At 71.7% G+C, this 25,696-nt stretch carries 24 protein-coding genes; 7 read left to right on the plus strand and 17 right to left on the minus strand.

What is annotated here, in order from left to right; translation table 11 throughout:
• Positions 1-5 precede the first annotated feature (5 nt).
• From AC4BGB_RS06305 to AC4BGB_RS06325, 5 genes are all read right to left on the minus strand, one after another.
• Complete coding sequence (locus tag AC4BGB_RS06305; protein WP_490545763.1) at positions 6-1,175, minus strand: LLM class flavin-dependent oxidoreductase; 1,170 nt, start codon at positions 1,173-1,175, stop codon at positions 6-8.
• Between the two features lie 26 nt (positions 1,176-1,201).
• Positions 1,202-2,239, minus strand: a complete 1,038-nt coding sequence (locus AC4BGB_RS06310) for an ABC transporter substrate-binding protein (RefSeq protein ID WP_490545765.1) — start codon at positions 2,237-2,239, stop codon at positions 1,202-1,204.
• Positions 2,236-3,027 carry an ABC transporter ATP-binding protein gene (locus AC4BGB_RS06315; protein WP_490545767.1) on the minus strand — a complete coding sequence of 264 codons (792 nt, stop codon included), beginning with the start codon at positions 3,025-3,027 and terminating at the stop codon, positions 2,236-2,238. Before AC4BGB_RS06315 ends, AC4BGB_RS06310 begins: the two co-directional genes overlap by 4 nt.
• Positions 3,015-3,722: an ABC transporter permease gene (locus tag AC4BGB_RS06320; RefSeq protein WP_490545769.1), complete on the minus strand. Its 708-nt coding sequence runs from the start codon at positions 3,720-3,722 to the stop codon at positions 3,015-3,017. Before AC4BGB_RS06320 ends, AC4BGB_RS06315 begins: the two co-directional genes overlap by 13 nt.
• Positions 3,723-3,986: 264 nt before the next feature.
• Positions 3,987-4,898 carry a hypothetical protein gene (locus AC4BGB_RS06325; RefSeq protein WP_490545771.1) on the minus strand — a complete coding sequence of 304 codons (912 nt, stop codon included), beginning with the start codon at positions 4,896-4,898 and terminating at the stop codon, positions 3,987-3,989.
• Positions 4,899-5,088: 190 nt separating this feature from the next.
• Here AC4BGB_RS06325 and AC4BGB_RS06330 point away from each other — a divergent pair, with 190 nt between their 5' ends.
• Positions 5,089-6,009, plus strand: coding sequence for a hypothetical protein (locus AC4BGB_RS06330; RefSeq protein ID WP_490545773.1), 921 nt, complete (start codon positions 5,089-5,091; stop codon positions 6,007-6,009).
• Here the strand turns inward: AC4BGB_RS06330 and AC4BGB_RS06335 are convergent.
• Complete coding sequence (locus tag AC4BGB_RS06335; RefSeq protein WP_490545775.1) at positions 5,902-6,948, minus strand: EamA family transporter; 1,047 nt, start codon at positions 6,946-6,948, stop codon at positions 5,902-5,904. The two genes, AC4BGB_RS06330 and AC4BGB_RS06335, sit on opposite strands and share 108 nt — an antisense overlap.
• 78 nt (positions 6,949-7,026) lie before the next feature.
• Here AC4BGB_RS06335 and AC4BGB_RS06340 point away from each other — a divergent pair, with 78 nt between their 5' ends.
• A complete protein-coding gene (locus tag AC4BGB_RS06340) occupies positions 7,027-7,581 on the plus strand; it encodes a CGNR zinc finger domain-containing protein (RefSeq protein ID WP_490545777.1) in 555 nt (184 codons plus the stop codon).
• A 43-nt stretch (positions 7,582-7,624) separates the two neighbouring features.
• Here the strand turns inward: AC4BGB_RS06340 and pgsA are convergent, their stop codons facing one another.
• The 7 genes from pgsA to dapA all read right to left on the minus strand — a co-directional run bounded on the left by pgsA (position 7,625) and on the right by dapA (position 18,870).
• Positions 7,625-8,269, minus strand: coding sequence for a CDP-diacylglycerol--glycerol-3-phosphate 3-phosphatidyltransferase (gene pgsA, locus AC4BGB_RS06345; protein WP_490545778.1), 645 nt, complete (start codon positions 8,267-8,269; stop codon positions 7,625-7,627).
• A complete protein-coding gene (gene rimO, locus AC4BGB_RS06350) occupies positions 8,269-9,717 on the minus strand; it encodes a 30S ribosomal protein S12 methylthiotransferase RimO (protein WP_490545780.1) in 1,449 nt (482 codons plus the stop codon). The genes pgsA and rimO overlap by 1 nt, the downstream gene beginning before the upstream one ends.
• Positions 9,718-9,802: 85 nt before the next feature.
• Positions 9,803-11,581 (minus strand): helix-turn-helix domain-containing protein, encoded by a 1,779-nt coding sequence (locus AC4BGB_RS06355; RefSeq protein WP_490545782.1) that lies wholly within the window; start codon positions 11,579-11,581, stop codon positions 9,803-9,805.
• The gene (locus AC4BGB_RS06360; protein WP_490545784.1) at positions 11,581-14,190 is read right to left on the minus strand and encodes an FtsK/SpoIIIE family DNA translocase; all 2,610 of its coding nucleotides are present in this window, start codon (positions 14,188-14,190) and stop codon (positions 11,581-11,583) included. The genes AC4BGB_RS06355 and AC4BGB_RS06360 overlap by 1 nt, the downstream gene beginning before the upstream one ends.
• Before the next feature lie 107 nt (positions 14,191-14,297).
• Positions 14,298-16,049, minus strand: coding sequence for an ATP-binding protein (locus tag AC4BGB_RS06365; RefSeq protein WP_490545786.1), 1,752 nt, complete (start codon positions 16,047-16,049; stop codon positions 14,298-14,300).
• A gap of 239 nt (positions 16,050-16,288) precedes the next feature.
• A complete protein-coding gene (locus AC4BGB_RS06370; protein ID WP_490545788.1) occupies positions 16,289-17,980 on the minus strand; it encodes a ribonuclease J in 1,692 nt (563 codons plus the stop codon).
• On the minus strand, positions 17,977-18,870 hold the full coding sequence (gene dapA / locus AC4BGB_RS06375; protein ID WP_490545789.1) for a 4-hydroxy-tetrahydrodipicolinate synthase: 894 nt from the start codon (positions 18,868-18,870) through the stop codon (positions 17,977-17,979). Before dapA ends, AC4BGB_RS06370 begins: the two co-directional genes overlap by 4 nt.
• Before the next feature lie 77 nt (positions 18,871-18,947).
• On the opposite strand from dapA, the gene AC4BGB_RS06380 reads away from it, so the two are divergent.
• Complete coding sequence (locus AC4BGB_RS06380) at positions 18,948-19,520, plus strand: NINE protein (protein WP_490545790.1); 573 nt, start codon at positions 18,948-18,950, stop codon at positions 19,518-19,520.
• 56 nt (positions 19,521-19,576) lie between these two features.
• On the opposite strand, the gene AC4BGB_RS06385 is transcribed toward AC4BGB_RS06380, so the two are convergent.
• Genes AC4BGB_RS06385 through AC4BGB_RS06395 form a run of 3 tightly spaced genes read right to left on the minus strand, consistent with a single transcriptional unit; the run spans position 19,577 to position 21,857 of the window.
• Positions 19,577-20,503: an LLM class F420-dependent oxidoreductase gene (locus AC4BGB_RS06385; RefSeq protein ID WP_490545792.1), complete on the minus strand. Its 927-nt coding sequence runs from the start codon at positions 20,501-20,503 to the stop codon at positions 19,577-19,579.
• Between the two features lie 23 nt (positions 20,504-20,526).
• Positions 20,527-21,054, minus strand: coding sequence for a dihydrofolate reductase (locus tag AC4BGB_RS06390; RefSeq protein ID WP_490545793.1), 528 nt, complete (start codon positions 21,052-21,054; stop codon positions 20,527-20,529).
• Positions 21,051-21,857, minus strand: coding sequence for a thymidylate synthase (locus AC4BGB_RS06395; RefSeq protein WP_490545795.1), 807 nt, complete (start codon positions 21,855-21,857; stop codon positions 21,051-21,053). Before AC4BGB_RS06395 ends, AC4BGB_RS06390 begins: the two co-directional genes overlap by 4 nt.
• Here AC4BGB_RS06395 and AC4BGB_RS06400 point away from each other — a divergent pair.
• Genes AC4BGB_RS06400 through AC4BGB_RS06415 form a run of 4 tightly spaced genes read left to right on the plus strand, consistent with a single transcriptional unit; the run spans position 21,856 to position 24,371 of the window.
• Positions 21,856-22,731: a hypothetical protein gene (locus tag AC4BGB_RS06400; protein ID WP_490545797.1), complete on the plus strand. Its 876-nt coding sequence runs from the start codon at positions 21,856-21,858 to the stop codon at positions 22,729-22,731. The two genes, AC4BGB_RS06395 and AC4BGB_RS06400, sit on opposite strands and share 2 nt — an antisense overlap.
• 23 nt (positions 22,732-22,754) lie before the next feature.
• Positions 22,755-23,315: a GNAT family N-acetyltransferase gene (locus tag AC4BGB_RS06405; protein ID WP_490545798.1), complete on the plus strand. Its 561-nt coding sequence runs from the start codon at positions 22,755-22,757 to the stop codon at positions 23,313-23,315.
• A 22-nt stretch (positions 23,316-23,337) separates the two neighbouring features.
• A complete protein-coding gene (locus AC4BGB_RS06410) occupies positions 23,338-24,066 on the plus strand; it encodes an AzlC family ABC transporter permease (protein WP_490545800.1) in 729 nt (242 codons plus the stop codon).
• Positions 24,063-24,371 carry an AzlD domain-containing protein gene (locus AC4BGB_RS06415; RefSeq protein WP_490545802.1) on the plus strand — a complete coding sequence of 103 codons (309 nt, stop codon included), beginning with the start codon at positions 24,063-24,065 and terminating at the stop codon, positions 24,369-24,371. The genes AC4BGB_RS06410 and AC4BGB_RS06415 overlap by 4 nt, the downstream gene beginning before the upstream one ends.
• 5 nt (positions 24,372-24,376) lie before the next feature.
• On the opposite strand, the gene AC4BGB_RS06420 is transcribed toward AC4BGB_RS06415, so the two are convergent.
• Positions 24,377-25,663 (minus strand): thymidine phosphorylase, encoded by a 1,287-nt coding sequence (locus AC4BGB_RS06420; protein ID WP_490545803.1) that lies wholly within the window; start codon positions 25,661-25,663, stop codon positions 24,377-24,379.
• Positions 25,664-25,696: the final 33 nt, after the last annotated feature.

Genomic DNA, 25,696 nt, shown 5'->3' on the forward strand with positions numbered 1-25,696 from the left:
CACACCTAGGCAGAGGCCAGTCGCCGCCCGGGCGCCACGTCGTCGCCGTAGATCCCCTTGGCGCGCAGGATCGGCTTGACCCCCTCGGCGAACCAGTACGCCTCCTCGACGTGCGGGTAGCCGGACAGGATGAACTCGTCGATGCCGATCCGGTGGTACTCCTCGAGCCGGTCCGCGACCTCCTGGTGCGAGCCCACGAGCGCCGTACCCGCTCCACCACGGACCAGGCCGACGCCGGACCACAGGTTCGGGGCGATCTCCAGGTCGTGGACCGAGGCGAACGTGCTGCGCCCGCCGTGCAGGGAGCGCATCCGCTGCTGGCCGGTGGACTCGCTCGCGGCCAGGGCCGCCTGCGCCTGCTCGATGGTGGCCGGGTCGATCCCGTCGAGGAGCCACTGCGCCTCCTGCCAGGCGCGCTCGCTGGTGTCGCGCGACAGCGTGTGGATCCGCAGCCCGAAGCGGATCTCGCGCCCCTGCTCGGCGGCCAGCCCGCGGATCCAGCGGACCTTCTCCTCGACCTGCTCGAGCGGCTCCCCCCAGGTCAGGTAGACGTCCGCGTGCTTCGCCACGACCGGTCCCGCCGGCGCGGAGGACCCGCCGAAGTAGATCTCGGGCACCGGGTCGAGGCTGCCGCGGACCTCGGCGGCCTCGATGTCGTAGTGCTCGCCGGAGAAGTCGAAGGGACCCTGGGTCCACGCACCCTTGACCACCGAGAGGAACTCGTCGGTACGGGCGTAGCGCTCGGCCTTGGAGAGGTGGTCACCGAACCGCTTCTGCTCCACCGGCTCACCGCCGGTGACCACGTTGAGCAGCAGCCTGCCACCGGAGATCCGCTGGAACGTCGCGGCCATCTGCGCGGACAGGGTCGGCGAGGTCACCCCGGGCCGGAACGCCACCAGGAACTTCAGGTTGCGGGTCTCGCGGATCAGGGCCGAGGTGACCAGCCAGGCGTCCTCGCACCACGTACCGGTCGGGGTGAGCACCCCCTCGTAGCCCAGCTGGTCGGCGGTGCGCGCGACCGAGGCGAGGTACTCGATGTCGGGCTCGCGGAAGACGTTGGCGGTGCCGAGTCCGTCGACGGGGAGACCCACGCCCTGGGGAACGCTGTGGCCGCCGCCGACGAGGCTGCGGGCGTCTCCGGTCGTGGGCAGGAACCAGTGCAGCTTGATGCTCATGTGTGACCTCCGGTTGAAGTGGGCGCTCAGGCCGCGGGGACTGCTGCGCTGTTGAAGTCGTCGGAGAAGAAGTCCCCGACGTCGAACTTGCTGGGGAGCAGGCCTGCCTCGACGAAGGCGTCGGCCATCTCCTGCTCCGAGGCGATGACTGCGTCGTCGATGGGGGTGGGCTCCGCCGTACGACGATCCACCGCCCGGCGGGTGACCGCCTGGGACAGGCCGGTCTCCTCCGCCCAGACCTTCGCCCACGCGTCGCGGTTCGTGTTGCTCCACACCTGCGCCTTCGCGATCCGCCCCAGGTAGTCCTCGAGCGCCTTGCTGGTCGCCTTGTCCTCCAGTGCGTCGGGGTTGGCAGCCTGGAACGCCAGCCCGTTGACCAGCCCGCCGCCGTCGACGAGGACCCGGGCGTCGGACTCCAGCTCGGCCTGCGAGGTGTAGGGGTCCCAGATCGCCCACGCGTCCACGTGCCGGTTGCTGAACGCGGCCAGTGCGTCGGCGGGCTGGAGCGCCTTGACCTCGATGTCGTCGTAGGCCAGTCCTGCCTTGTCGAGCTGGGCGAGGAGGTTGAAGTTGGCCGAGCTGCCCTCGGCCACGGCGACCTTCTTGCCCTTGAGATCCGCGATGCTCTTGATCGGGGAGTCCTTGCGGACCACGATCGCGTCCCCCTCGGCTCCCATCGTCGCTGCGTAGACCACCGAGATCTTGCTCTTGGCCGCCGCCGCGAACAGCGGCGGCGTGTTGCCCACGGCGCCGACGTCGATGGCGCCCGCGTTCAGCGCCTCCAGCAGCGGCGGGCCCGAGGTGAAGGACTTCCACTCGATCTCGTAGGGAAGGTCGTCGAGCGCGCCGGCTGCGGTGAGCAGCGCCTCGGAACCGCCCTTCTGGTCCCCCACTGTCAGGGTCACCTTGGCGAGATCGACGCTGCCGTCGTCCCGGACCGCCTCCTCGTTCGCGTTGCCCGAGCCGCAGCCGGCGAGCGCGAGCGTGGCGACCAGGGCCAGTGTCAGGGCCCCGGTGAAACGGCCGGTGCGGCCGCTGGTGGCGGGTGGGGTCGGGTTCCTCATGCTGCTCCGCTCGTGTCGAAGTGGTGGGCGACGTCGTGGTCCTCGCGGTGCTGCGACTCGCCGGTGGCCGTGACGCCGAGCGCGCCGAGCACCTCCACGCGCAGGGTCGCGATCAGGTGGTGCTCGGGCGTGCGGGCGGAGCGCGGAAGGGCGACCTGCCACTCGTGGGCGATGGTGCCGGAGTCGAGCACCAGCACCCGGTCGGCCAGCGCCAGCGCCTCGTCCACGTCGTGGGTGACCAGCAGGATCGCGGGCCGGTGGCGTTCCCACAGCGCGGTGACCAGGGTGTGCATCTCCATCCGGGTGAGGGCGTCGAGAGCGCTGAACGGCTCGTCGAGCAGCAGGAGGTCGGGCTCGCTGACCAGGGCGCGTGCCAGCGAGACCCGCTGCGCCTGCCCGCCGGAGAGCTGGCCCGGCCAGGCGTCGGCCTTCTCGGAGAGGCTGACCTCCGCGAGCGCATCGCGGACCCGGCCCGGCCGGTCCTGGCTGGTGACCGTGTTCAGCACGGCCAGCCCGACGTTCTCCTGCACCTTGCGCCAGGGCAGCAGCCGGGGCTCCTGGAAGGACACGGTCGCGCGCCCGGTGACCGACACCTCCTCACGCGGGCTCCGGTCGAGTCCCGCCAGGCTGCGCAGCAGCGTGGACTTGCCGGAGCCACTGCGGCCGAGGAGCGCGACGAACTCGCCGCGGCGCACGGTGAGGTCGACCCCGCGCAGCACGGTGGTGGTGCCGAAGGAGCGGTGGTGACCGCGGACCTCGGCGACGGTGTTGCCGGTCAGGAGCGCCATGCCAGCGCCTTCCTCTCGATGAGTCGGACAAGGGAGTCGGTGGCCAGGCCCAGCACGCTGTACACGGCCAGGCCCACCACGATCACGTCGGTCTGGAGGAACTCGCGGGCGTGGTTGATCATGTAGCCGAGGCCGGAGTCGGCACTGACCGTCTCCGCCACGATCAGGGAGAGCCAGGCAACTCCCAGGCTCTGCCGCAGCCCGACCAGGGCCTGCGGGAGCGCGCCGGGGATGACCACGTGGCGCAGCCGCTGGGCGTGGCTGAGACCCATGGTCACGGCGGCCTCGACCATCTTGCGGTCGATGCTCCGGATGCCGGCGAACGTGTTCAGGTAGAGCGGGAACGCGACCCCCATGGCGATCAGCGCGATCTTCGGCGCCTCGCCGATCCCCATCCAGACGATGAACAGCGGGATCAGGCCGAAGTGCGGAAGGGTGCGCAGCATCTGCATCGGCGGGTCGACGGCGTCCTCCCCCATCCGGCTGAGCCCGGCGATCACCGCGAGCACCAGCCCGATGGCGGCCCCGATGGCGAACCCGGCCAGCACGCGTTGCACCGAGGTCGCCGTGGCGGCGCCGAGGGTCCCGTCGAGGGTGAGCTCGGCGGCTCGGGTGGCGATCTGTGCCGGGGAGGCGATCTTCTGCTCGGGGATGGTTCCCGCGCTGGAGAGGGCCTGCCAGGTCAGCAGGATCACGGCCGGACTCACCCAGCGCCGCAGCCACGAGACCCGGCCGCGTCCCGGATGGGGCCGGGGCTTCGGGCGGGGATTCGGCCCCGAATCCGGCCCCGAATCCGGCCCGGACAGGATCTGCGCCCTCGAGAGTGCGGAGGCCGCGAGCTGCGGGGTGGGCACCGGGGAGGTCATGACCCGACCTTGCCAACTCAAGACATGTAAGTCAAGTTATTCACTAGACTTATTCGTAAAAGACGTGTCCCTCGCTCGCCGGGGTTGCGGGCGTCATCGCTTCGCCTCCAGGCGGACGAGCTCGGCCTGGGCAGTGTCCCGCGTCCGCTGGGCCTCCTCGAGCACGTCGTGCGCGTCCTGGCGCGCCTCTCCCACCTCCTCGAGCTCGTCGTCGACCTGGTCGACGCCGTCCTCGAGCTCGGCGAGCTTGCGACGGAGCTCCTCGGCCTCGCCCTGCAGCTGCAGGCGACGGGCGTTCAGCGCCTCGACCGACTCGTCGATCTCGGCCAGCTCGTGCTCGGCTGCCCGCACCTGCTCCTCGGCCTCCTCGAGCGCCTCCTGCGCGGCGGCCAGCCTGACGCCGTCGTCGGGTACGACGCGCAGCGCCACCGGCGTTGCCGACCCCTCCTCCTCGTCGCCTCCCTCGAGCGGAACGGCCTCGACCTCGAGCCGGTCCGGCAGGGCGACCACCGAGTCCACGTCGAGATCGGAGACCCCCGTGGAGGTGAACGCGGTCAGCACCCGCCCGGTGCGCACCACCCGGGCCGCCTCCGGGTCGAGCATGGCCGCGTTCAGCATCCCCTCGACCTGATCGACCACCGGTGCGGTCAGTCGCACCCCGGCCTCGCGTGCGAGCGACCGCGCGGTCGAGGCGAGCGCGGTGGTCAGCTGGCGACGCTGCCGGGTCAGGGCACGCAGCTCGTCACCGTCGAGTGCCTGCGCCGCGGCCCGCAGGGAGTCGGCGAGCTCGAGCACGTGGCCGATCTGGGCGCTCTCCCGGCGTACGAGGAGGTTGATCGCCCAGGCCGCCACCGAGGGCTTGCGCAGCTTCTTGACCTGCGCGGCCAGCGCCTTGTCCCCGCACGCCTTCGCCTCGGCGTTGCGTGCCTCGGTGAACCGGTCCGGCGAGGCGGCGTAGAGCCGGTCGGCGACCTCGGCGAGGTCGGGCGGCTCGGGCGTGGTCATGGGCTGACGCTAGCGGCTCGCGCCGGGCCCTCGCGCGAGTTCCCGGACCGACAAACCTCTGAAGAGTGGTCTAGTCCGACAGAGACGATTTATCGGTCGAATAGCCACAAGTACGGCTGTCCGCAGCAAACTGTTCCCGCGGCGAGACCACCCGCCGCGCACCGCCTTTCAAGCAAACCGGGGGACGAGAATGCGACACCGCAACGAGCAGGAGCAGGACCGCCAGGCCGACGTGGCGAGCGCCGAGGGCAGCACCCTCATCCGGCGTACCCGCCCGGGCCTGCCGGCGCCGAGCGGACCGGGCAAGCACCGCGCTCCGGGCGCACCTCTGCCGCTGATCCCGTTCCAGAAGCGTCCCGCCAACGACGTGACTGCCGAACCGACGGCCCCGGCCGCACCGGCGGCACCGGCCTCGTTCGCACCCACACCGGCCTCGTTCGCGCCGGCCCCGGTCGCCCCGGCCCCGATCACCCCGGCCCCGATCGCACCGACGCCGTTCGCACCGAGGCAGTTCGCACCGACCCGGGCGCCCCAGCAGGCGCCCGCCCAGGATTCGGCCCGGGATTCGGGGCAGGATTCGGGGCAGGCTTTCGGTGGCCACGTCGGCCAGCACGCCGCCGAGCGGCAGGAGACGCAGCCCGCGGTCCCGCAGTCGGGTCAGTGGAGGGCCAGCCACCTGCCGCGGACCCTGGCCGCGGTCGCACTGGGGTTCTCGGTGCTGGGCACTGCCGCGCTCGGCGTCCGGTACGCCCAGACCAGCACCCCCGACCACCTGGTCTCGCTGGTCGTCGGCCTGGCCGTGGTCGTGGTCCTGTGGGGCGTGCTGATCGCGAGCACCCCTCAGGCCGTCAGCCTCGACGGGTCCGTGCTCACGATCCACAACCTCGGCGGGCTCGAGCGCTTCGACCTCGCCGACGCGCTCCAGGCGGTCGACGTCGTGGGCAACCCGCGCACGTCGTACTGGGCCGTGCTGCTCCACCGGGCGAACGGGACGACCCTGGTGCTACGGCACAACGACGTCGTCGCGACCGAGCTCGACCCGATCGTCCGGCACTACCGCATGGTCGCCGACCGTCGTTTCGCCGAGCGTCAGGCCCGGTTCAACCGCTAGCGGCGGCTCGGTCCCGCGGCCGCTGGGACTCCCCTGCTCCTCGGAGCGCACCACCACCACGCCGGCCAGGATGAACAGGCCGCCGACCAGCTGGACCGGCCGGGGCAGCTCCGAGAGCAGCAGCCAGGCGCACAGCACGGTGAACATGACCTCCGAGAGGCCCACGAACGAGGCGAGCTTGGCGCCGAGCAGCCGGTTAGCGACGATCCCGGTGAGGTACGGCGTCACCGTGGCCACGGCGGCCAGCTCCACCACCGAGGCCCACCAGGGCAGCGACCAGCCGGAGAACTGCGCGGGGGCGCTCCCGAAGGTCATCGGCAGCACCCCGGTCAGCCCGAGCACGGCGAAGGCGAGCGTCGCGACGACCATCCCGCCACCGGCCAGCACGAGCGGCGGGAACGGCTGCGCGGCAGTGTGGCTCGACAGCAGGAAGTACGACGCCAGCCCCATCGCCGCGAACAGGCCCCAGGCCACCCCGACCGGGTGCACCCGGACGCCGCCGAACACGTCGAGCACCAGGGCGAGGCCCACCAGCGCCAGGACGATGCCCATCAGCGTGGCCTTCCCCGGCAGCCGCCGCGCCACCAGGCACTGCCAGGCCACGACCAGCACCAGGCCGAGGTACTCCAGCATCAGCGCCACCCCGACCGAGAGGTGCTGGACGGCGTAGAAGAACCCGACCTGCGGGACCGCGACCCCGGCCAGCCCGAACGCGACCAGCTGCTTCCAGCCGCGGCGCAGCAGGTGCCAGCGGCCGCCGAGCGCGTACAGCGTCGGCACCAGGAGCAGCAGCGCCGCACCGGCGATGCGCAGGAAGACCACCGAGCCGGGCGTCCAGCCGGTTTCGAGGAGCGACTTGGCGAAGGGGCCGGAGGTGGCGAAGGTGGCTGCGGAGACCAGCGCGATCACGATGCCGACCCCGGTACTGCGCGTGGACATGTGGGACCGCCTGTCAGGACCAAAACGTGGGGACACTCGTTACCGCTACTCTAGGGAGATGAGACGTCAGGAGTCAAAGTGACTTTTGCCCATGACACCGAGATCGCGCTCTCGGCCGCCGCGGCCCTGGTCAACACCGGTCCCGGGCGCGGGTCGGGCGAGGACACGCTCGGCAGCCCGGCGGACCTGATGCGGTTTCTCGAGGAGCAGGGCTGGTCCGGCGGTCGGGCCGGCGACCTCGCCGAGCTCGACGAGGTCCGCCGGCTGCGCCCGCGGCTGCGCGGGCTGTGGGGGCTCGAGGAGTCGTCCCTGGTGCCCGCGGTCAACGAGATCCTCGACCAGGCGCAGGCGCTCCCCCAGCTCGTCGACCACGACGGCATCGGCTGGCACATCCACGCGGTGCCGCAGGACGCGCCGCTGGCCACGCGGATGCTGGTGGAGGCGGCGATGGCGTTCATCGACGTGATCCGCAGCGACGAGCTCGACCGCCTGAAGACCTGCGCGGCCGACGACTGCGACGACCTCGTCGTGGACCTCTCGCGCAACCGGTCACGCCGGTTCTGCGAGTCGGGCTGCGGCAACCGCGTGAACGTCCGCGCCTACCGCGACCGTCAGCGAGCCGAGGGCGACTGACGCGGACGCCCCGGGTACCGCGGCCGGCGACCCAAGGCGACCGTCAGCGAGCCGAGGGCGACTGACGCGGTGCGGCGGCCGGCGACCCGCGCCGGTGCCGGACGGCGTCGCGGGCGAACTCGACGCCGGAGGTGATCGTCAGCACCACGGCGATGGCCATCGCGACCGCGGCGACCCACCAGAGCAGGTCTCCGGGGACCTCGAGCACGCCGGTCAGGTGTCCGAAGGGAGCCACGAACCCCGCCAGGGCGACCACCTGCATCACGGTCTTGACCTTGCCGCTCTGCTTGGCCGGCATCACCACGTCGCGGGCGATCGAGAGCCGGGCGAAGGTGACCGCCCACTCGCGGGTGAGCACGACCACCGTGATCGTCCACCACAGCCAGGCCGGCCCGAAGTCGTGGATCACGGCCAGGCCGATGAAGGCCATCCCGGTCATCGCCTTGTCGGCGATGGGGTCGGCGATCTTGCCGAAGTTGGTGATCAGGTTGTGCTTGCGGGCGATGTCCCCGTCGACCTTGTCGGTGATCATCGCGACCACGAACAGCACGAAGGCGACCCAGCGCCACAGCATGCTGTCGCCGCCGTCGTGCAGCAGCGCCCAGCCGAAGAAGGGCACCATCACGATGCGCAGGGTCGTCAGGGCGTTCGGGACGTTCCAGTTGCTCACCCGGGCCGGCTCGCTCATCACACCTCCTCAGCCATCGCGACGAGGTCGACCCCGTCGGAGGCGATGACTCGCGCCGCGATCATGTCACCGACCCGGACCCGGGGAGAGACGGACTCCAGGGTGGTGGACCCGTCGACCTCCGGCCCCTGGTGCGCGGCGCGGCCCTCGGCAACGAGCTCGCCGGTCTCCTCGTCGTGGTCCAGGGACTCCACGAGCACCACCACCTGCTCACCGATGCGCTCCTCGGCCCGCTGGGCGGTCAGCTCCTCGGCCAGCGCCGTGACGTGGGCGACCCGCTCGGCGATCTCGTCCTCGTCCAGCTTGCCCTCGAAGCCCTCCGCCTCGGTCCCGTCCTCGTCGGAGTAGCCGAAGATCCCGATCGCGTCGAGCCGGGCCTCGCTGAGGAAGTCGCACAGGACCTCGAGGTCGTGCTCGGTCTCGCCGGGGAACCCGACGATGAAGTTGGAGCGCGCTCCCGCCTCGGGCGCCTGCGCGCGGGCCTGCTCGAGGAGACCGAGGAACTGCTCGGAGTCGCCGAAGCGGCGCATGCGCCGCAGCACCGGGTTGGAGGCGTGCTGGAAGGACAGGTCGAAGTAGGCGGCGACCCCAGGGGTGCTCGCGATCGCGGTCACCAGGCCCGGCCGGGTCTCGGCGGGCTGGAGGTAGGAGACCCGCACCCGCTCGACCCCGTCGAGCGCGGCCAGCTCGGGCAGCATCGTCTCGAGGAGCCGGAGGTCGCCGAGGTCCTTGCCGTACGACGTGGAGTTCTCGCTGACCAGGAACAGCTCGCGGGCGCCCTGCTCGGCCAGCCAGCGCCCCTCGGCGAGGACGTCGGAGGGACGCCGGGAGACGAACGAGCCGCGGAACATCGGGATGGCGCAGAACGTGCACCGCCGGTCGCAGCCCGAGGCGAGCTTCAGCGGGGCCATCGGGCCGGCGTCCAGGCGCCTGCGCTCGCCGTGACCGGGCTGGTACGCCGCGGCCCCGGCGCGCTCGGCCGGGGAGATCGGCAGCAGCTTGCGGCGGTCCTGCGGGGTGTGCGGGTGCTGGGTGTCCCCCGCGAGGATCGAGCGCAGCCGCCCGGCGATGTCGGGGTAGGCGTCGAAGCCGAGGACCGCGTCGGCCTCGGGCAGCGAGGTGGCCAGCTCGGCGCCGTACCGCTCGGCCAGGCAGCCCACCGCGACGACGGCCTTGGTGGTGGCCGCCTCCCCGTCGGCGCCCTTGAGGTCGGCGGCCGCGAGCAGCGTGTCCACCGAGTCCTTCTTGGCCGCCTCGACGAAGCCGCAGGTGTTCACCACCACCGTCTCGGCGTCCGCGGGGTCCTCGACGAGCAGGAAGCCCCCGGCCTCGAGACGTCCGGCGAGCTCCTCGGAGTCCACCTCGTTGCGGGCGCAGCCCAACGTCACCATCGCAACGGTGGTCGGGGGCAGGGATGGACTGGTCAGGGAGTCAGCAGATGCATTCATGGGCCGTTCGAGTATGACGGACAGGCCGCCACATCACGAAAAGCGCAGGCTGGGTCGCTCGGAGCGAACGTCCCGGCGCACCGCCTCAGCCGAACTCCTTGCTCGCAGCCGCCTGCGAGTCGCCGACGGCACCCTTCGGCTTGCCGAGGAAGGACACCTTCACGGCCTCCCCCACGCTTGCGGTCACGTCGAACGGAGCCAGTCCGATGACCTGCTGGCGCTGGCCGTCGGCGAGCTTGCCGGCCCACAGGATCCGTCCGTCACGGTCCCGGATCACCACCTGGGGGCTCTTGCCCTTGGCCGCGACCTCGAGGGTCGCCAGGGTCATCTTCGGAGCCTTCTCCGTCTCGGACGTGGCCAGGCCGGCCGCGTCCACGACGTTGGGCGCCGGGCTGACGAGCTCCTGCGGGGTGTCGTTGAAGACCCGGGCCATCCCCCAGATGCTGGCCAGGGCCAGCACGCTCGCGGCGAGCAGGCTCCACCGCGGTCCGGTGTAGGTGCTGCGTACGCCGCCGCCGATGCCGGTGGCCAGCTCCGCCTCGAAGACCTGCTTGGCCTCGATCTCGGGACGGGCGTAGTGCTCGTCGTAGAGGTCGAGCAGCTGCTGCGGGTCGAGACCGAAGATCCGCGCGAGCGTGCGCAGGTGGCCGCGGGCGTAGAAGTCCCCGCCGCAGGCCTCGAAGTCGTCGATCTCGATGCACTCCAGCACGTGCGGCCGGATCCTGGTGCGCTCGCTGAGGCCGTCGATGCTCAGCCGGGTGCGGTGGCGCGCGGCCGCGATGATCGGGCCGATCATCGCGTTCTCGGCCGGCCGCGGGGCGGCGGCTGCGGTGTAGTCGTCCACCTTCGCCACCACGACGGGGCTCTGCGCGGAGCGCTGGGAGGGGATGGCCGGCGGGTCCGGCAGCATCCGCACCGAGTCGAGGACCACCTCGACCCGGGCTGCGGGCCGGGGCTCGCGGGCGGGCGCGACCGGGGTGAACTCCTCCTGCTCCCGGTCGTCCTCCTCGTCCTGGTGCTCATCGGCTGCCGTGTGCGGAGCCTCGGCAGCGGGGTCGGCAACCTCGGCCGCAGCCGGCTCCGGCGTCGTGGTCTCGGGGTCGGCGGTCTGCGCGTCGGTCGGGTCGGCGTCCGCGGTCTCGGCATCCACGGTCTCGGCGTCCACGGACCTGCTGGTTGCGTTCCTGCTCGCCGCGGCACTCTGGACCCGGGCGCGCAGGGTCGCGAAGCGGGCGCGTGCGGAACCGGCCCGCTCGGGGACGCTCTCTGCGTCGGCGACCTCCTCCTCGGCGGGCGCCTCCGGCTCGATCCGGGTGAGCACCAGGACCGGCACGCGGCCGCTGGCCAGGGAGTCGAGGTCAGCGGCGAGGTCGCCGCTGAGCCCGTCGAAGTCCACCTTGGTGGTGCGCGCCAGCGGGAGCACGTAGGCCTGTGCCAGGTCGTTGCGCGGGGTGGCGGTCGCCTCGGTGCCGTCGACGTCGGCCGCAGGCTCCTCGGTCAGGGACTGCCGCAGCAGGGACTCCTCCGCGGTGAGGGTGCGCGGGTGCACCACGACCCGGCCGTCACGCAGCCAGGACTTGGGGGCCTGCACGTCCACGTGCTCGATGTCCTGCCAGCGCAGCCCGCTCCAGGTCTCCCCGCGGCGTACGCGGACGCCCAGCTCGTCGGCGACCATCAGCGGCGCGCGCCCGTCGCGGACGACGAAGAGCTGCAGCAGCGCCACTGCCGCCACCAGCAGGCACCACAGCCAGTCGGTCCAGGCGCTGGTCTGCAACGCACGCGAGAACCACGCGACGGTCATCACCGCGGCGGCCAGTGCCACCAGGGCGGCCAGCCTCGAGTTGTGCCGAACCGAAACGCCCATCACTGCTCTCCCTGGAGGTTCGAGATCACGTCATCGAGGTCGTCGGGCTTGATCATCACGTCGCGTGCCTTGGATCCCTCGCTCGGACCGACGATCCCCCGGCTCTCCAGGATGTCCATCAGCCGGCCGGCCTTCGCGAACCCGACCCGCAGCTTGCGCTGCAGCATCGAGGTCGAGCCGAACTGGGTGGAGACCACCAGCTCGATCGCCTGCACCACCAGCTCCATGTCGTCGCCGATGTCGTCGTCGAGGTCGCGCTTGGCCGCGGCCGGCGCCGTCACGTCGTCGCGGTAGCTCGGCTGGAGCTGGTCCTTGCACTGCTTGACCACGAGCGCGATCTCGGCCTCGGTGACCCAGGACCCCTGGACGCGCACCGCCTTGGAGGTGCCCATCGGCAGGAACAGGCCGTCACCCTGCCCGACCAGCTTCTCCGCACCCGGCTGGTCGAGGATCACGCGGCTGTCGGCCAGCGAGCTGGTCGCGAACGCCAGGCGGGAGGGCACGTTGGCCTTGATCAGGCCGGTGACCACGTCCACGCTGGGGCGCTGGGTCGCGAGGATCAGGTGGATGCCGGCCGCTCGCGCGAGCTGGGTGATCCGGACGATCGAGTCCTCGACGTCACGCGGCGAGACCATCATCAGGTCGGCGAGCTCGTCGACGATCACGCACAGGTAGGGGTACGGCGCGAGCACCCGCTCGCTCCCGGCGGGGACCTCGACCTTCCCGGCGCGGACCGCCTTGTTGAAGTCGTCGACGTGACGGAAGCCGAAGTTCGCCAGGTCGTCGTAGCGCATGTCCATCTCGCGCACGACCCACTGCAGCGCCTCGGCCGCCTTCTTGGGGTTGGTGATGATCGGCGTGATCAGGTGCGGGATGCCCTCGTAGGCGTTCAGCTCGACCCGCTTGGGGTCGACCATGATCATCCGCACCTCGTCGGGCGTGGAGCGCATCAGCAGCGAGGTGATCATCGAGTTGATGAAGCTGGACTTTCCGGAGCCGGTGGCACCGGCGACCAGGAGGTGCGGCATCTTGGCCAGGTTGGCGACCACGAAGCCGCCCTCCACGTCCTTGCCGAGGCCGACCACCATCGGGTGGTGGTCGTTGCGCGCGACGTTGGAGCGGAGCACGTCGCCGAGGGAGACGACCTCCTTGTCGAGGTTCGGGATCTCGATGCCGACCGCGGACTTGCCCGGGATCGGGCTGAGGATCCGCACGTCGGCCGAGGCCACCGCGTAGGAGATGTTCTTCGCGATGCCGGTGATCTTCTCGACCTTCACCGCGGGACCGAGCTCGACGATGTAGCGGGTGACGGTCGGGCCCCGGGTGTAGCCGGTGACCTGGGCGTCGATGTCGAACTCCTCGAGCACCTGGGTCAGGCGCGAGACCACGGCGTCGGACGCCTTCGACCGGGCCTTGTGCACCGAGCCCGGCTTGAGCACCTCGCTGTCGGGCAGCGAGTAGGCGATGTCGCCGGAGAGCGAGAGCTGCTCGACCCGGGCAGGCAGGGGGCTGTGCGGCGGCGGCTCGAGGGCCTCCTTCGCGGCAGGGCCGGCGACCTCCTCCACCGGGCCGGTGAGGTCGAGGTCGATGTCATCGTCCCTGCTCTGGTCGCTGACCGGCTCCTGCTTCTTGCGGCTGCGGCGGCCGAGCTCACGCTTCTCGATGCTCTGCGGGTCGAGCACGGGCGAGTCGTACGCCGGGTCGCCCATCTCGGGGTCGATCTCGTCGTCGACCCGCTTGCGGCGGCCCGCCTTGGACTCCGGCGCCGGGTCGGCCTCCTCCTGGGAGGGGTGGTGGCCCATGATCCGCTCGCTGAGCTCACGGAGCCGGGCGGGGACCTGGTAGACGGGGGTGGCCGTGACCACCAGCAGCCCGAACACAGCCAGCAGCACGAGCAGCGGGACCACCACGTAGGCGGTCTGCAGCAGGTCCATCAGCAGCTTCGAGACGACGAACCCGATGGCTCCGCCCGCCTGCTGCAGCGGCGCGGTGTCGCCGAGCTTGGGGGTCGGCGAACCGTTGGAGATGTGCACGATGCCCAGCAGGCCGAACAGCAGCGCGGTCCAGCCGATCGCCTGGCGGCCGGCGGGTCCGTTGGTCTCGGGGTCGCGCAGGTTGCGCCAGGCGACGAAGCACAGCAGCAGCGGCACGAACCACGCCAGCAGGCCGACCGAGCCGGCCACGACGGTCCGGGTGAACTCCCCGATCCCTCCGGGCAGCTGCCACCAGACCGAGGCTGCGACCACGAGTGCCACCCCGAGGAGGAACAGGCCGGCCCCGTCGCGGCGGTGCTCGGGCTCGAGCTCGCCGGCGGTGTGCCCGATCCGGCGTACGCCGCCTCCGACCGCGTGGGCGAGCGCCAGCCAGCCCGTCATCAGCACCCGCGCGATCGCCATGAAGATCCGGGCGATCGGTCCCGGCCCGTTGCGGACCGCACGCGGCGCGGGCCGCGCCCCCTTCTTGGAGGACGCGGTGGAGCGTGCTGCGGGCTTTCGCCCTGACTTGCTTCCCGTGGACCGGGTTCGCGAGGTCGAGCTCCCCTGCGCCGACTTGCGGGCTGGAGAGCTCTTGCTACGCGACGCCGGCGGGGAAGACGTACGGGTCGCCATGGTGCGAATCTACCCCGAACACCTCATCCGTCCCTTGCGTCACACGCCGCACAGCGACCGGTGTCACTCGAGCCGTCCCGCCCTCCACGGGCGCCGACGGCGGTGTCTCAGCTCGCGGGGCTCTCGCCGAGCAGGGGCAGCCGGAGCCGGAAGGTGCTCCCGACACCGAGCTCGGAGGAGACCTGGATCTCACCGCCGTGCATGTGCGCGACCCGGCGCGAGATCGCCAGCCCCAGGCCCGTGCCGGGGATGGACAACGCCTCGGGGTTGCTGGAGCGGTGGAAGGCCGAGAACAGGTGCACCTGGTCGGCCGCGGAGATGCCCAGCCCGGTGTCGGCGCAGCGAAGCCACGCGTGCCGGTCGTCGCGGCCCACGGCGAGGTCGACGCAGCCACCGGGGCGGCTGTACTTCACCGCGTTGCTGACCAGGTTGTCCACGACCTTGCCCAGGTCGTCGGGGTCGGCGGTGACCATCACCGGCTCGTCGGGGAGCTCGAGGCTCAGCGTGACGCGGCCGCGCTCGGCCTGGAGCGCCATCAGCTCGGCGCTCTCCTCCGCCAGGGTGCGCAGGTCCACCGGCACTCGGACGGTCTCGCGCTTGTCCTGGATCTGGGAGTAGTTCAGGAGGTTCTGCACCAGCCGGTCGAGCCGGTCGGCGTTGCGCGAGATGGCCTCCACGGACCCGATCCCGGTGTCCAGGTCGTCGAGGAGCTCGATGTGGCCCATGATCGAGGTCAGCGGGGTCTTCAGCTCGTGGGAGATCGTGGCGATCAGCTCGCCCTTGTAGCGGTCGAGCTCCTGCAGCTCCCCCACCAGGTGCCGCTCCCGGTCGTAGAGGCGCGCGTTGAGGACCACCCGGCCCAGGGCTCGGCCGACCTCCATCACCGCCTCCTGCTGCTCCTGGGTCCAGGTGCTCAGCATCAGGTCCCGGGTCAGCAGCACGTAGCCCAGCAGCTCGCGGCCCACGGCCACGGGCGCGAACATCAGGCTGTAGCCCTCGTTCTCCTCCACCAGGGCCCGGACCAGGCGACGCTGGTCGTCCTGCAGGCTCTCGTCGAGCTGGCAGGTGTCGCTGGACTCGATCACCACGGGCCGGCCCAGCTCCCAGGCGCGCTTGGCCAGGAGGCTCTTGACCGCCACGAGCTCGCGGCTGGACTCGTGGTCGTCGGGCGGGTACGCCGCGGACTGCTCGACCTGGCCGAGGTCGCCGGAGGGGAAGCACCGGATCCACAGGCGCTCGGTCTGCAGGTGCTTGGCGATCGCCTGGGCGGCCTCGCGCAGGGAGAGGTCGAGCTCCGCGAGCTGGCCGGCCGAGGAGACCGCACGCAGCATGTCGCCCATCCGGACCTGGTCGCCGAGGCGCTCGCGCTGCTGGGCGTTGTACATCGCCAGCCCCGCCTGGACCACGAACATCTCGAGGAGCTCGCGCTCCTCGCGATTGGGGACCCTGTTGCCGGGAGGCAGGTCGACCGACATGTTGCCGAGCAGCTGCCCGGTCGCGGAGTAGAGCGGGGCGTAGAGGGCGTCGAGGGGGTGCCAGGCGTCGGCGCTGGCCCCGGGCTCGAAGTCGGGCACCCACGCGGACTCCTCGAGCGCGTCGGGCATCCGGTCGTGCGGGACGAAGCGGAGCACCCCCCACTCGTCGGCCTGGGCGAACTCGTTGAAGATCGAGGCCACCGGCGTACGCCGCCCGATGATCTGCTCGCGGACCTCCTCCGGACCGGCCACCGTGGTCATCACGAAGGTGTCGCCCTCGAGCCGGGCGATCGCCGCGATGCCGTAGCCGAGCACCTCCACGACCCCGCGCGCGATCTCGTCCAGCACTTCTGACAGGTCCGTCGAAGAGTTGACGCGCAGCATCAGCTCATAGAGTCGGCGGATCCCCTCTGCGCGAGGAGACTCTGTCAATTGCATCGGGCGGGCCCCCGTGGACACAGTTCAGGTGGGACCAGTTGTTTGGTCTCACGCGATTCTAGGGCGATTCGCCCGTTTCCGTCGGTGCTTTATCCCACATGGCGGGTCGGCCGCCCCCTGTCCGGACCCCGGATCGGCTTCTCCGTCCGAAAACCTGTCCCGGAAGGGGGCGTCGGGATCGCCGGCTACGCCTCCAGGACGACAGGGATGATCATCGGCCGGCGACGGAGCCTGCCGCCCACCCAGCGCCCCACGACCCGCCTGACGGTCTGCTGGAGCTGGTAGGCGTCGTTGACCCCCTCGGCCACCGCCTTGTCGAGCGCGGCGATGATCGGGTCCTTGATCTCGTCGAAGGTGGTGTCGTTCTCGGCGAAGCCGCGGGCGTGGATCTCGGGCCCGCTGATCACCTTGCCGGTCTGGGAGTCGATCACCACGATCACCGAGACGAAACCCTCCTCACCGAGGATCCGGCGGTCCTTCAGGGAGCTCTCGGTCAGGTTCCCCACCGAGCTGCCGTCGACGAACACGTAGCCGCAGTCGACCTTGCCGGTGATCTTGGCCTTCCCCTTGACGAGGTCGACCACGACCCCGTCCTCGGCGATGACCACGCGCTCGGGGGCGATGCCGGTGGCCCGGGCGAGCTCGGCGTTGGCCAGCATGTGCCGGATCTCGCCGTGGACCGGCATCACGTTGCGCGGCTTGACGATGTTGTAGCAGTAGAGGAGCTCACCGGCGCTGGCGTGACCACTCACGTGGACCAGCGCGTTGCCCTTGTGCACGACGTTCGCGCCGCCGCGGGCCAGGCCGTTGATCACCCGGTAGACCGCGTTCTCGTTGCCGGGGATCAGCGAGGAGGCCAGCACCACGGTGTCGCCCTTCTCGAGGTTCACGAAGTGGTGGTTGCGCTGGGCGATCCGGGCCAGCGCCGAGAGTGGTTCCCCCTGCGAGCCCGTGGAGAGCAGCACCACCTTCTCCGGCGGCATGTCAGCCGTCGCCTTCGCGTCGATCAGCAGCCCGGGCGGCACCTCGAGGTAGCCCAGGTCACGGGCGATGCCCATGTTGCGCACCATCGAGCGCCCGACGTAGGCGACCTTGCGGCCGTGCTCGGCAGCGGCGTCCATCACCTGCTGGACGCGGTGCACGTGCGAGGCGAAGCAGGCCACGATGATCCGCTTCTCGCTCGTGTGGAAGACCCGGTCCAACACCGGTGCGATGTCCTTCTCCGAGGTGGTGAAGCCCGGCACCTCGGCGTTGGTCGAGTCGGTCAGGAACAGGTCCACGCCCTCCTCGCCCAGGCGCGCGAACGCACGGAGGTCGGTGATCCGGCCGTCGAGCGGCAGCTGGTCCATCTTGAAGTCGCCGGTGTGCAGCACCATGCCGGCAGGCGTGCGGATCGCCACGGCGAGCGCGTCGGGGATCGAGTGGTTGACCGCGACGAACTCGAGGTCGAACGGCCCGAAGCTGATCCGGTCCCCCTCGGAGACGATCGACTGCTGGACGTCCTTGATGCGGTGCTCGCGCAGCTTCGGCCCCAGCAGGGCCAGCGTCAGCTGGGAGCCCACCAGCGGGATGTCGTTGCGCTCACGCAACAGGTAGGGGACGGCACCGATGTGGTCCTCGTGGCCGTGGGTCAGCACGAGCGCGTCCACTGCGTCGAGGCGGCTGCGGATCGCGTCGAAGTCGGGCAGGATCAGGTCGACGCCCGGGTGGTTCTCCTCGGGGAAGAGCACCCCGCAGTCGACGATCAGCAGGCGCCCGTCGTACTCGAAGACGGTCATGTTGCGGCCGACCTCGCCCAGGCCGCCGAGGGCGATGACCCTCAGCCCGCCCTTCGCCAGTGCCGGGGGTGCGGACAGTTCGGGGTGGGGATGGCTCACAGCAGGTTTGCTCCTAGGAGCGCGGCACGCAGGGCCGCGACCTCGTTGTCGTCGAGTGGGACCAGGGGGCCCCGCACGTTGCGGTTCTCGATCACGCCGAGCAGCTGGAGAGCTGCCTTGGCGGTGGTGGCGCCGTAGTTGGGCACGCCCATGACGGCGGCGAAGACCGGCAGCAGCCGGGTGAACGTGTCCAGGGAGGACTCGTGGTCGCCCGCGTCGTACTGCTCGATCACCTGGCGCAGCAGGTCCCCCGCGACGTGGCCGGCCACCGAGACCAGCCCGCAGCCGCCGTGCGCGAGGTAGCCCAGCAGCAGGCCGTCGTCGCCGGCGTAGACGTCGAGACCGAGCTGGCGCAGGACGATCGTGTCAACCGGGTTGCCGGTCGCGTGCTTGACGCTGGTGACGGTCTCCAGCTTCGCGGCGGCCTCGTAGGTCTCCATCGCGATCGCCTGGCCGGTGCGTCCGGGCACGTCGTAGAGCATCACCGGCAGGCTGGTCGCGCGGGCGACCTCGGTGAAGTGGTGCAGGATCCCGGCCGGGCCCGGCTTGTTGTAGTACGGCGCCACCAGCAGCACCGCGTCCACCCCGACCTTCTCGGCCTGGACGGCGAGCTCGACCGAGTGGGAGGTGGAGTTGGTCCCGACCCCGGCGATCACCCGGCCGCGGTCGCCCACGGCGTCCTTGACGGCTCGCAGGATGTCGCCGTCCTCGGGCACCGTGGTCGTGGGCGACTCCCCGGTCGTTCCGCTGACGACCACTCCGTCGTTGCCGTGCCGGATGAGGTGGTCCGCGATCGCACCGGTCCCGTCCAGGTCGACCGCACCGTCGTCGGTGAACGCCGTCGCCATGGCAGTGAGCAGGCGCCCGTAGGGCGCAGCAGGCAGACTCATGTCCACAGGTTATCCGGCGCGGTGAGCCCGCGTGGTGGCGGCGCTCGCTGGCCGCGGTCCGACATATATTCCTCGCCATGAGTGACGACCAGCAGCGGCCCGACCCTGCCCCGCAGTACGGCCAGCCCGACCAGGGCCAGCCCTACGGCCAGCCCGACCAGACCCAGCAGTACGCGCAGCCCGACCAGACCCAGCAGTACGGCCAGCAGTACGGGCAGGGCTCCGGCTACGACCAGGGCTACGGCCAGCAGTACGGCCAGCAGCAGTACGGCCAGGCCCCCGCGGTCAGCGGCGCGTTCATGCTCGCCCACCTCGGCCAGGAGTACGGCCCCTACGGCTTCGAGCAGCTGCGCCAGATGGCGCTGACCGGTCAGCTCAAGAGCGACGCGCAGGTCCGCGAGCAGTCCGCGGGCGGCTGGTTCCCCGCCAGGCAGCTCCCCGGGCTGTTCTCCCACCGCGAGTGGCTGGTCACCGTGCTGCTCTCGTGGTTCCTCGGCATGTTCGGCGTCGACCGGTTCTTCCTCGGCTACACCGGCCTCGGGGTCCTCAAGCTGCTCACGTTCGGCGGCTGCGGCGTGTGGCAGCTGATCGACTTCGTCCTGATCCTGCTCCGCAAGATCCCCGACTCCGAGGGCCGCCCGCTCGCCTAGCCCGGTCTGACCCTCCTAGCCCTCGCCCGGAGTCCTGTCCCAGGTGCTCACGCTGATCACAGCTGGGGCAGGACCTCCGCGGCCACGAGCTCGAGGTGGTCGAGGTCGTCGAGGTCGAGGGTCTGGAGATACATCCGCTGGGCGCCCAGCTCGGCGAACACACCGATCCGGTCGACCACCTCGGCCGGCGTGCCGGCCAGCCCGGTCTCGCGCAGCTCGTCGACGTCGCGGCCGATCGCCTCGGCACGCCGGCGTACGTCGGCATCCGTCGCGCCGCAGCACAGCACCAGGGCGTTGGAGTACACCAGCTCCTCGGGAGCGCGCCCGATCTCCTCGCAGGCGGCCCGCACCCGGGCGAACTGGGCCCGGGTCACCTCCTCCGAGGCGAACGGCAGGTTGAACTCCGCCGCGAACCGGGCCGCGAGGGCCGGCGTACGCCGCTTCCCGGTCCCGCCGATCAGCACCGGCGGGCCGGGCCGCTGCACCGGCTTGGGCAGCGCGGGCGAGTCGGTCAGCGTGTAGTGCTCCCCCGAATGGGAGAACCGGTCGCCCTCCGGAGTGGCCCAGAGACCGGTGATCAGCGCGAGCTGCTCCTCGAACCGGTCGAAGCGCTCGCGCGTGTCGGGGAACGGGATGCCGTAGGCCGCGTGCTCCTCGGCGAACCAGCCGGCGCCGAGGCCGAGCTCCACCCGGCCGCCGCTCATCTGGTCGACCTGGGCGACCTGGATCGCGAGCGGGCCCGGGAACCGGAAGGTCGCCGAGGACATCAGCGTGCCGAGCCGGATCGTGCTGGTCTCTCGAGCGAGGCCGGCCAGCGTCGTCCACGCGTCCGTCGGGCCGGGACCACCGTCCCCGCCCATCGCCAGGTAGTGGTCGGAGCGGAAGAACGCCCCGAAACCGAGGTCCTCGGCTGCTCGTGCGACCCGGAGGAGCTGGTCGTAGGTGGCGCCCTGCTGGGGCTCGGTGAACACACGCAGTTCCATGCGCCCACCGTAGGGGGCGGGTTCTAGAGGGCTCGCTCCAGCCAGCGGATCTCGTAGGGCGGGTCGTTGTCGTGGTGGCGCTCGCGCCGGGTCTCGTGCCACTCCAGCTCGTTGAAGTCCGGGTAGCGGGTGTCGCCGTCCGGCTCGAGGTCGACCTCGGTGAGGACCTGATCGGTGGCCAGGGGCAGCGCGTCGCGGTAGACGCCCGCTCCCCCACCGATGTTCACCACGTCGTCGAGGTCCGCGCCGATCGCGATCGCCTCCTCGACCGATCGCGCGACCAGCACCCCGTCGTACGACCAGTCGGGGTTGCGGGTGACCACGATGCTCTGCCGGTCGGGCAGCGGCTTGCCGATGCCCTCGAAGGTGGTGCGTCCCAGCACCAGGGGGTGACCGACGGTGACGCGCTTGAAGTGGGCGAAGTCCGCCGGGATCCTCCACGGGATGCCGCCGTCGCGGCCGATGACGCCGTTCCTCGCCCGGGCGGCGACCAGCACCACGCGGACCTCGCCGGGCTGCACGGGCTGCCCTGGCTCTGCGGGGCGCGTCATACGGAGATCGGGGCCTTGATGCCCGGGTGGGGGTCGTAGCCCTCGACGGTGATGTGCTCGAGGTCGAAGCCGTCGAGAGCGGTGACCGACGGGTCGAGGTGCAGCGTGGGCAGCGGACGGGGCTCCCGGGTGAGCTGCAGCTCGGCCTGCTCGAGGTGGTTGAGGTAGAGGTGGGCGTCGCCGAAGGTGTGCACGAAGTCGCCGACCTCGAGGCCGGTGACCTGGGCGACCATGTGCGTGAGCAGGGCGTACGACGCGATGTTGAACGGCACGCCGAGGAACACGTCGGCCGATCGCTGGTAGAGCTGGCAGCTGAGCTTCCCGCCGCCCTCCGAGGGCGCGACGTAGAACTGGAACATGGTGTGGCACGGGGCCAGCGCCATCTCCGGGATGTCAGCGACGTTCCACGCCGAGACGATGTGGCGCCGCGAGTCGGGGTTGCTGCGGATCTGCTCCACCACCTGGGCGAGCTGGTCGATGTGCCGACCGTCGGGCGCCGGCCACGAGCGCCACTGGTAGCCGTATATCGGGCCCAGGTCGCCGTTGGCGTCGGCCCACTCGTCCCAGATGCTGATGCCGCGGTCCTGGAGCCACTTCACGTTGGTGTCGCCGCGCATGAACCACAGCAGCTCGCCGAAGACCGAGCGGGTGTGCACCTTCTTGGTGGTCAGCAGCGGGAAGCCCTCGGAGAGGTCGAAGCGCATCTGGTGGCCGAAGACGCTTCGGGTCCCGGTGCCGGTGCGGTCGGACTTCTCGACGCCCTCGTCGAGGATCCGGCGGAGGAGGTCGAGGTAGGCCTGCATGCGGACAACCTACCGCCGCGGGGCACGTGCGAGGCTGGCCGACATGGTGGTCGGACTGGTCGCGGCGTTGCTCGCCGCGCTGCTGTTCGGCGTGGGCGCGGTGATGCAGGCGGTCGCGGCTCGATCCGGCCCGCTGATCTCGGTCCGGACGGGCGTTGTCGCGCTGATCTACGTCGCGGGCTGGCTGCTGCACGCGGTCTCCATCGCGACGGTACCGCTGTACCTCGCCCAGGTGGGCATCTCGACCTCGCTCGCGGTCACCGCCGTGGTCTCGACCCGCGCCCTCGGGGAGCCGTTGGCCACGCGGCACCGGGTCGCGATCGGCGTGCTCGTGGGCGGGTTGGCGCTGCTCGCGGTGGCCTCCGGTCCCGTGGGCAACCACCGGTTCGGTCCGGGCGACATCGGGGTGCTCTACGCCGTGCTGGCCCTGACCCTGCTGCTCTCGGTCGTGGCGCTGCGGCTGCACGGTCCGCGCGCCGGCTATTGGCTGGGGTGCCTGGGCGGGGTCGCCTACGCCGGTTCCCCCGTCGGCACCCGCGCCCTCGTCGACCCCAGCTGGAGCTGGCTCACCCTCGCCCCGGTGCTGAGCATCGGCCTGTTCGGGCTGCTCGGGTTCTGGCTCTACTCGGTGGCGATGCGGCGCACCTCGGTGATCGCCGCCAGCGCCCCGCTCGTGCTGCTGCAGACCGTGCTGCCGGCGCTGGCCGGCGTGCTGGCGCTCGGCGACTCCTTCCGGCCGGGATGGGCGGTCGTCGCCGTGGGCGGGTTCCTGGCGAGCACCGCGGCAGCCCTGGTGCTCAGCGACGCCGAGGCCCGGCTCGACGAGGTCACCGGCCTGCGCGGCGTACGCCCGACCGACCGGCTGGCGGGCTGAGCACCGGTGGTTGGATGGTCACCATGACCAGCGCCGACGTCTCCGCCCGAATCGCCTGGGCCGAGGACGCCCCCGCCATCGCGGCCGTGCAGGTACGCGCCTGGCGTGAGTCGTACGCCGACCTGCTGCCGGCAGAGGTCCTCGCCTCGCTCGACCCCGAGGAGCTCGCCGAGGGCTGGCGCGGCGCACTGGGCCGGCCCGCCGACGCACGCAACCGGGTGCTGGTCTCCCTGGAGCGCAACCTGGTCACCGGCTTCGTGGTCACCAGCCCGGCCGCCGACCCCGACTGCGACCCGATCAGCGTGGGCGAGCTGAGCGACCTCACGGTCGACCCGCACAAGCGGCGCGCCGGCCACGGGTCACGGCTGCTCCAGGCCGGGATCGACACCCTGGTCGCGGACCGGTTCCAGCTCGCGGTGACCTGGCTCCAGGCGGTCGACGACACCACCCGCACCTTCCTGACCAGCGCCGGCTGGGGACCCGACGGCGCCCACCGGACGCTCGACCTGATGGGCGACGGGAGCACCACCGTCAAGCAGGTGCGCCTGCACACCGCCCTGGTCGACCCAGTGGACCCAGTCTGAGCACCCGGCTGGCCAGCAGCCGATGGCACTCGACGTCGCGACGCGCACGATCGTGCGTGACGGCGTCGCGGTCGGTGTCGCGACCGGGGCCTACGGCATCTCGTTCGGCGCCATCTCCGTGGCGAGCGGCCTCGATGTGTGGCAGTCGTGCGCGCTGTCCCTGCTGGTGTTCACCGGCGCCTCCCAGTTCGCCCTCGTCGGCGTCGTGGGATCCGGCGGGAACCCGTTCCTCGGCGCGCTCTCGGGGCTGCTCCTCGGCACCCGGAACACCCTCTACGGGCTGAAGGTCTCGCCGCTGCTGGGCTGGCGCGGCTGGCGGCGGGCGGCCGCGGCGCACGTGCTGATCGACGAGTCCACCGCGATGACCGTGACCCGCACCAGCCGCGAGCACGCCCGGGCCGGGTTCCTCTCGGCCGGTCTGTCGGTGTTCGTGCTGTGGAACCTGGCCACCCTGGTGGGCGCGCTGGCCGGCGACGAGCTCGGCGACCCGCGCCGGTTCGGCCTCGACGCCGCCGTGGGCGGGGCGTTCCTCGGGTTGTTGTGGCCGCGGCTGGCCACCACCCGCAACCGGGTCGCCGCCGCGCTCGGCGCCGCCCTCGCACTGTCCCTAGTCCCGGTGGCCCCGGCCGGGGTGCCGGTGCTGGCGGCGGGGGTGGTCGCCCTCGGCCTGGGCCTGATCGGCCGCGACACCGGTGGGAGCGAGCCCGAGCCCGGTCCCGACCCCGGTCCCGACGCCGGGGGGCGGCCGTGATCTGGGCGGCGGTGTTGGTCTGCGCGGGGGGCTGCTACCTGCTCAAGCTGGCCGGGATGTCGGTGCCCGAGCGCGTGCTGGAGCACCCGGTGCTGCGGCGTACGGCCGACCTGCTCCCGGTCGTGCTGCTGGCGGCGCTGGTCGCCGTACAGGTGTTCGCCACCCCGGCCCCCGAGGGACAGGTCCTCGCGGTCGACGCCCGCCTCGCCGGCCTCGGCGCGGCCCTCGTCGCCCTGCTCCTGCGCGCGCCGTTCATCGTGGTGGTCTTCGTCGCCGCCCTCACCGCGGCACTGCTCCGCTTGTAGCGCGCTCAGCCGATCCGGTCGAGCACGATCGGCCCGGGTTCGTACGCCGACCCGGCGGGCGCGACCTCGTAGCCGCCCTCCAGCGAGGCCAGGGCCCGGTCGAAGCGCTCCGGCTCGTCGGTGTGCAAGGTGAGCAGCGGCTGGCCCTCGGTGACCTGGTCCCCCGGCCTCGCGTGCCACTCCACCCCGGCGCCCGCCTGGACGGAGGCGCCCTGCCTGGCCCGGCCCGCGCCGAGGCGCCAGGCGGCCATGCCGACCGCCATCGCGTCGAGGCGGGTGAGCACCCCGCTCGCGGGGACCGGCACCACGTGGGTCTCCCGGGCCGCGGGCAGCGGCGCGGAGGGGTCGCCGCCCTGCGCGGAGATCATCTGGTTCCAGGTGTCCAGCGCCCTGCCGGAGGCGAGCACCTCGGCCGGGTCCACGTCGTCCACGCCGGCACCGGCGAGCATCTCCCGCGCCAGCGCGACGGTGAGCTCGACGACGTCGGCCGGGCCACCGCCCTGGAGCACGTCGACCGACTCGCGCACCTCGAGGGCATTGCCCGCGGTGAGCCCGAGCGGGGTGGACATGTCGGTGAGCAGCGCGACGGTGTGCACGCCGGCGTCCTGGCCGAGCTCGACCATCGTCGAGGCCAGCTCGCGGGCGCGCTCGAGGTCCTTCATGAACGCACCGGTGCCGACCTTGACGTCCAGCACCAGCGCACCGGTGCCCTCGGCGATCTTCTTGCTCATGATCGAGGAGGCGATCAGCGGGATCGCCTCGACGGTGCCGGTCACGTCGCGCAGCGCGTAGAGCTTCTTGTCGGCCGGCGCCAGCCCGGAGCCGGCGGCGCAGATGACGGCGCCCACCTCCTCGAGCTGGCGCAGCATCGCCTCGTTGGACAGCGCCGCCTCCCAGCCCGGGATCGACTCGAGCTTGTCCAGGGTGCCGCCGGTGTGGCCCAGCCCGCGGCCCGAGAGCTGGGGCACGGCCACGCCGCACGCCGCCACCAGCGGCGCGAGGGGCAGCGTGATCTTGTCGCCGACGCCTCCGGTGGAGTGCTTGTCGGCGGTGGGTCGCGAGAGCGAGGAGAAGTCCATCCGCTCGCCGCTGGCGATCATCGCGTGCGTCCACCGCGAGATCTCCCGACGGCTCATCCCGTTGAGCAGGATCGCCATCGCCAGCGCCGACATCTGCTCGTCGGCCACGTCCCCGCGGGTGTAGGCGTCGACCACCCAGTCGATCTGGCTCTCGCTGAGCTCGCGCCGGTCCCGCTTGGCCGTGATCACCTCGATCGCGTCGTGCGTTGCCACTGCTGCCTCCTAGGCGTCCACCGGCGTACGCCG

This window comes from Nocardioides sp. Z30_9 (assembly GCF_058215735.1).

Bases quoted from the DNA above. Each gene is read 5' to 3' on its own strand.
- dapA (WP_490545789.1), bottom strand. From the start codon at position 18,870: ATGAGTCTGCCTGCTGCGCCCTACGGGCGCCTGCTCACTGCCATGGCG.
- AC4BGB_RS06410 (WP_490545800.1), top strand. From the start codon at position 23,338: ATGGCACTCGACGTCGCGACGCGCACGATCGTGCGTGACGGCGTCGCG.
- AC4BGB_RS06360 (WP_490545784.1), bottom strand. From the start codon at position 14,190: ATGGCGACCCGTACGTCTTCCCCGCCGGCGTCGCGTAGCAAGAGCTCT.
- AC4BGB_RS06395 (WP_490545795.1), bottom strand. From the start codon at position 21,857: ATGCAGGCCTACCTCGACCTCCTCCGCCGGATCCTCGACGAGGGCGTC.
- AC4BGB_RS06405 (WP_490545798.1), top strand. From the start codon at position 22,755: ATGACCAGCGCCGACGTCTCCGCCCGAATCGCCTGGGCCGAGGACGCC.
- rimO (WP_490545780.1), bottom strand. From the start codon at position 9,717: ATGAATGCATCTGCTGACTCCCTGACCAGTCCATCCCTGCCCCCGACC.
- AC4BGB_RS06380 (WP_490545790.1), top strand. From the start codon at position 18,948: ATGAGTGACGACCAGCAGCGGCCCGACCCTGCCCCGCAGTACGGCCAG.
- pgsA (WP_490545778.1), bottom strand. From the start codon at position 8,269: ATGAGCGAGCCGGCCCGGGTGAGCAACTGGAACGTCCCGAACGCCCTG.
- AC4BGB_RS06325 (WP_490545771.1), bottom strand. From the start codon at position 4,898: ATGACCACGCCCGAGCCGCCCGACCTCGCCGAGGTCGCCGACCGGCTC.
- AC4BGB_RS06390 (WP_490545793.1), bottom strand. From the start codon at position 21,054: ATGACGCGCCCCGCAGAGCCAGGGCAGCCCGTGCAGCCCGGCGAGGTC.
- AC4BGB_RS06310 (WP_490545765.1), bottom strand. From the start codon at position 2,239: ATGAGGAACCCGACCCCACCCGCCACCAGCGGCCGCACCGGCCGTTTC.
- AC4BGB_RS06330 (WP_490545773.1), top strand. From the start codon at position 5,089: ATGCGACACCGCAACGAGCAGGAGCAGGACCGCCAGGCCGACGTGGCG.
- AC4BGB_RS06305 (WP_490545763.1), bottom strand. From the start codon at position 1,175: ATGAGCATCAAGCTGCACTGGTTCCTGCCCACGACCGGAGACGCCCGC.
- AC4BGB_RS06365 (WP_490545786.1), bottom strand. From the start codon at position 16,049: ATGCTGCGCGTCAACTCTTCGACGGACCTGTCAGAAGTGCTGGACGAG.
- AC4BGB_RS06400 (WP_490545797.1), top strand. From the start codon at position 21,856: ATGCGGACAACCTACCGCCGCGGGGCACGTGCGAGGCTGGCCGACATG.
- AC4BGB_RS06315 (WP_490545767.1), bottom strand. From the start codon at position 3,027: ATGGCGCTCCTGACCGGCAACACCGTCGCCGAGGTCCGCGGTCACCAC.
- AC4BGB_RS06385 (WP_490545792.1), bottom strand. From the start codon at position 20,503: ATGGAACTGCGTGTGTTCACCGAGCCCCAGCAGGGCGCCACCTACGAC.
- AC4BGB_RS06355 (WP_490545782.1), bottom strand. From the start codon at position 11,581: ATGGGCGTTTCGGTTCGGCACAACTCGAGGCTGGCCGCCCTGGTGGCA.
- AC4BGB_RS06335 (WP_490545775.1), bottom strand. From the start codon at position 6,948: ATGTCCACGCGCAGTACCGGGGTCGGCATCGTGATCGCGCTGGTCTCC.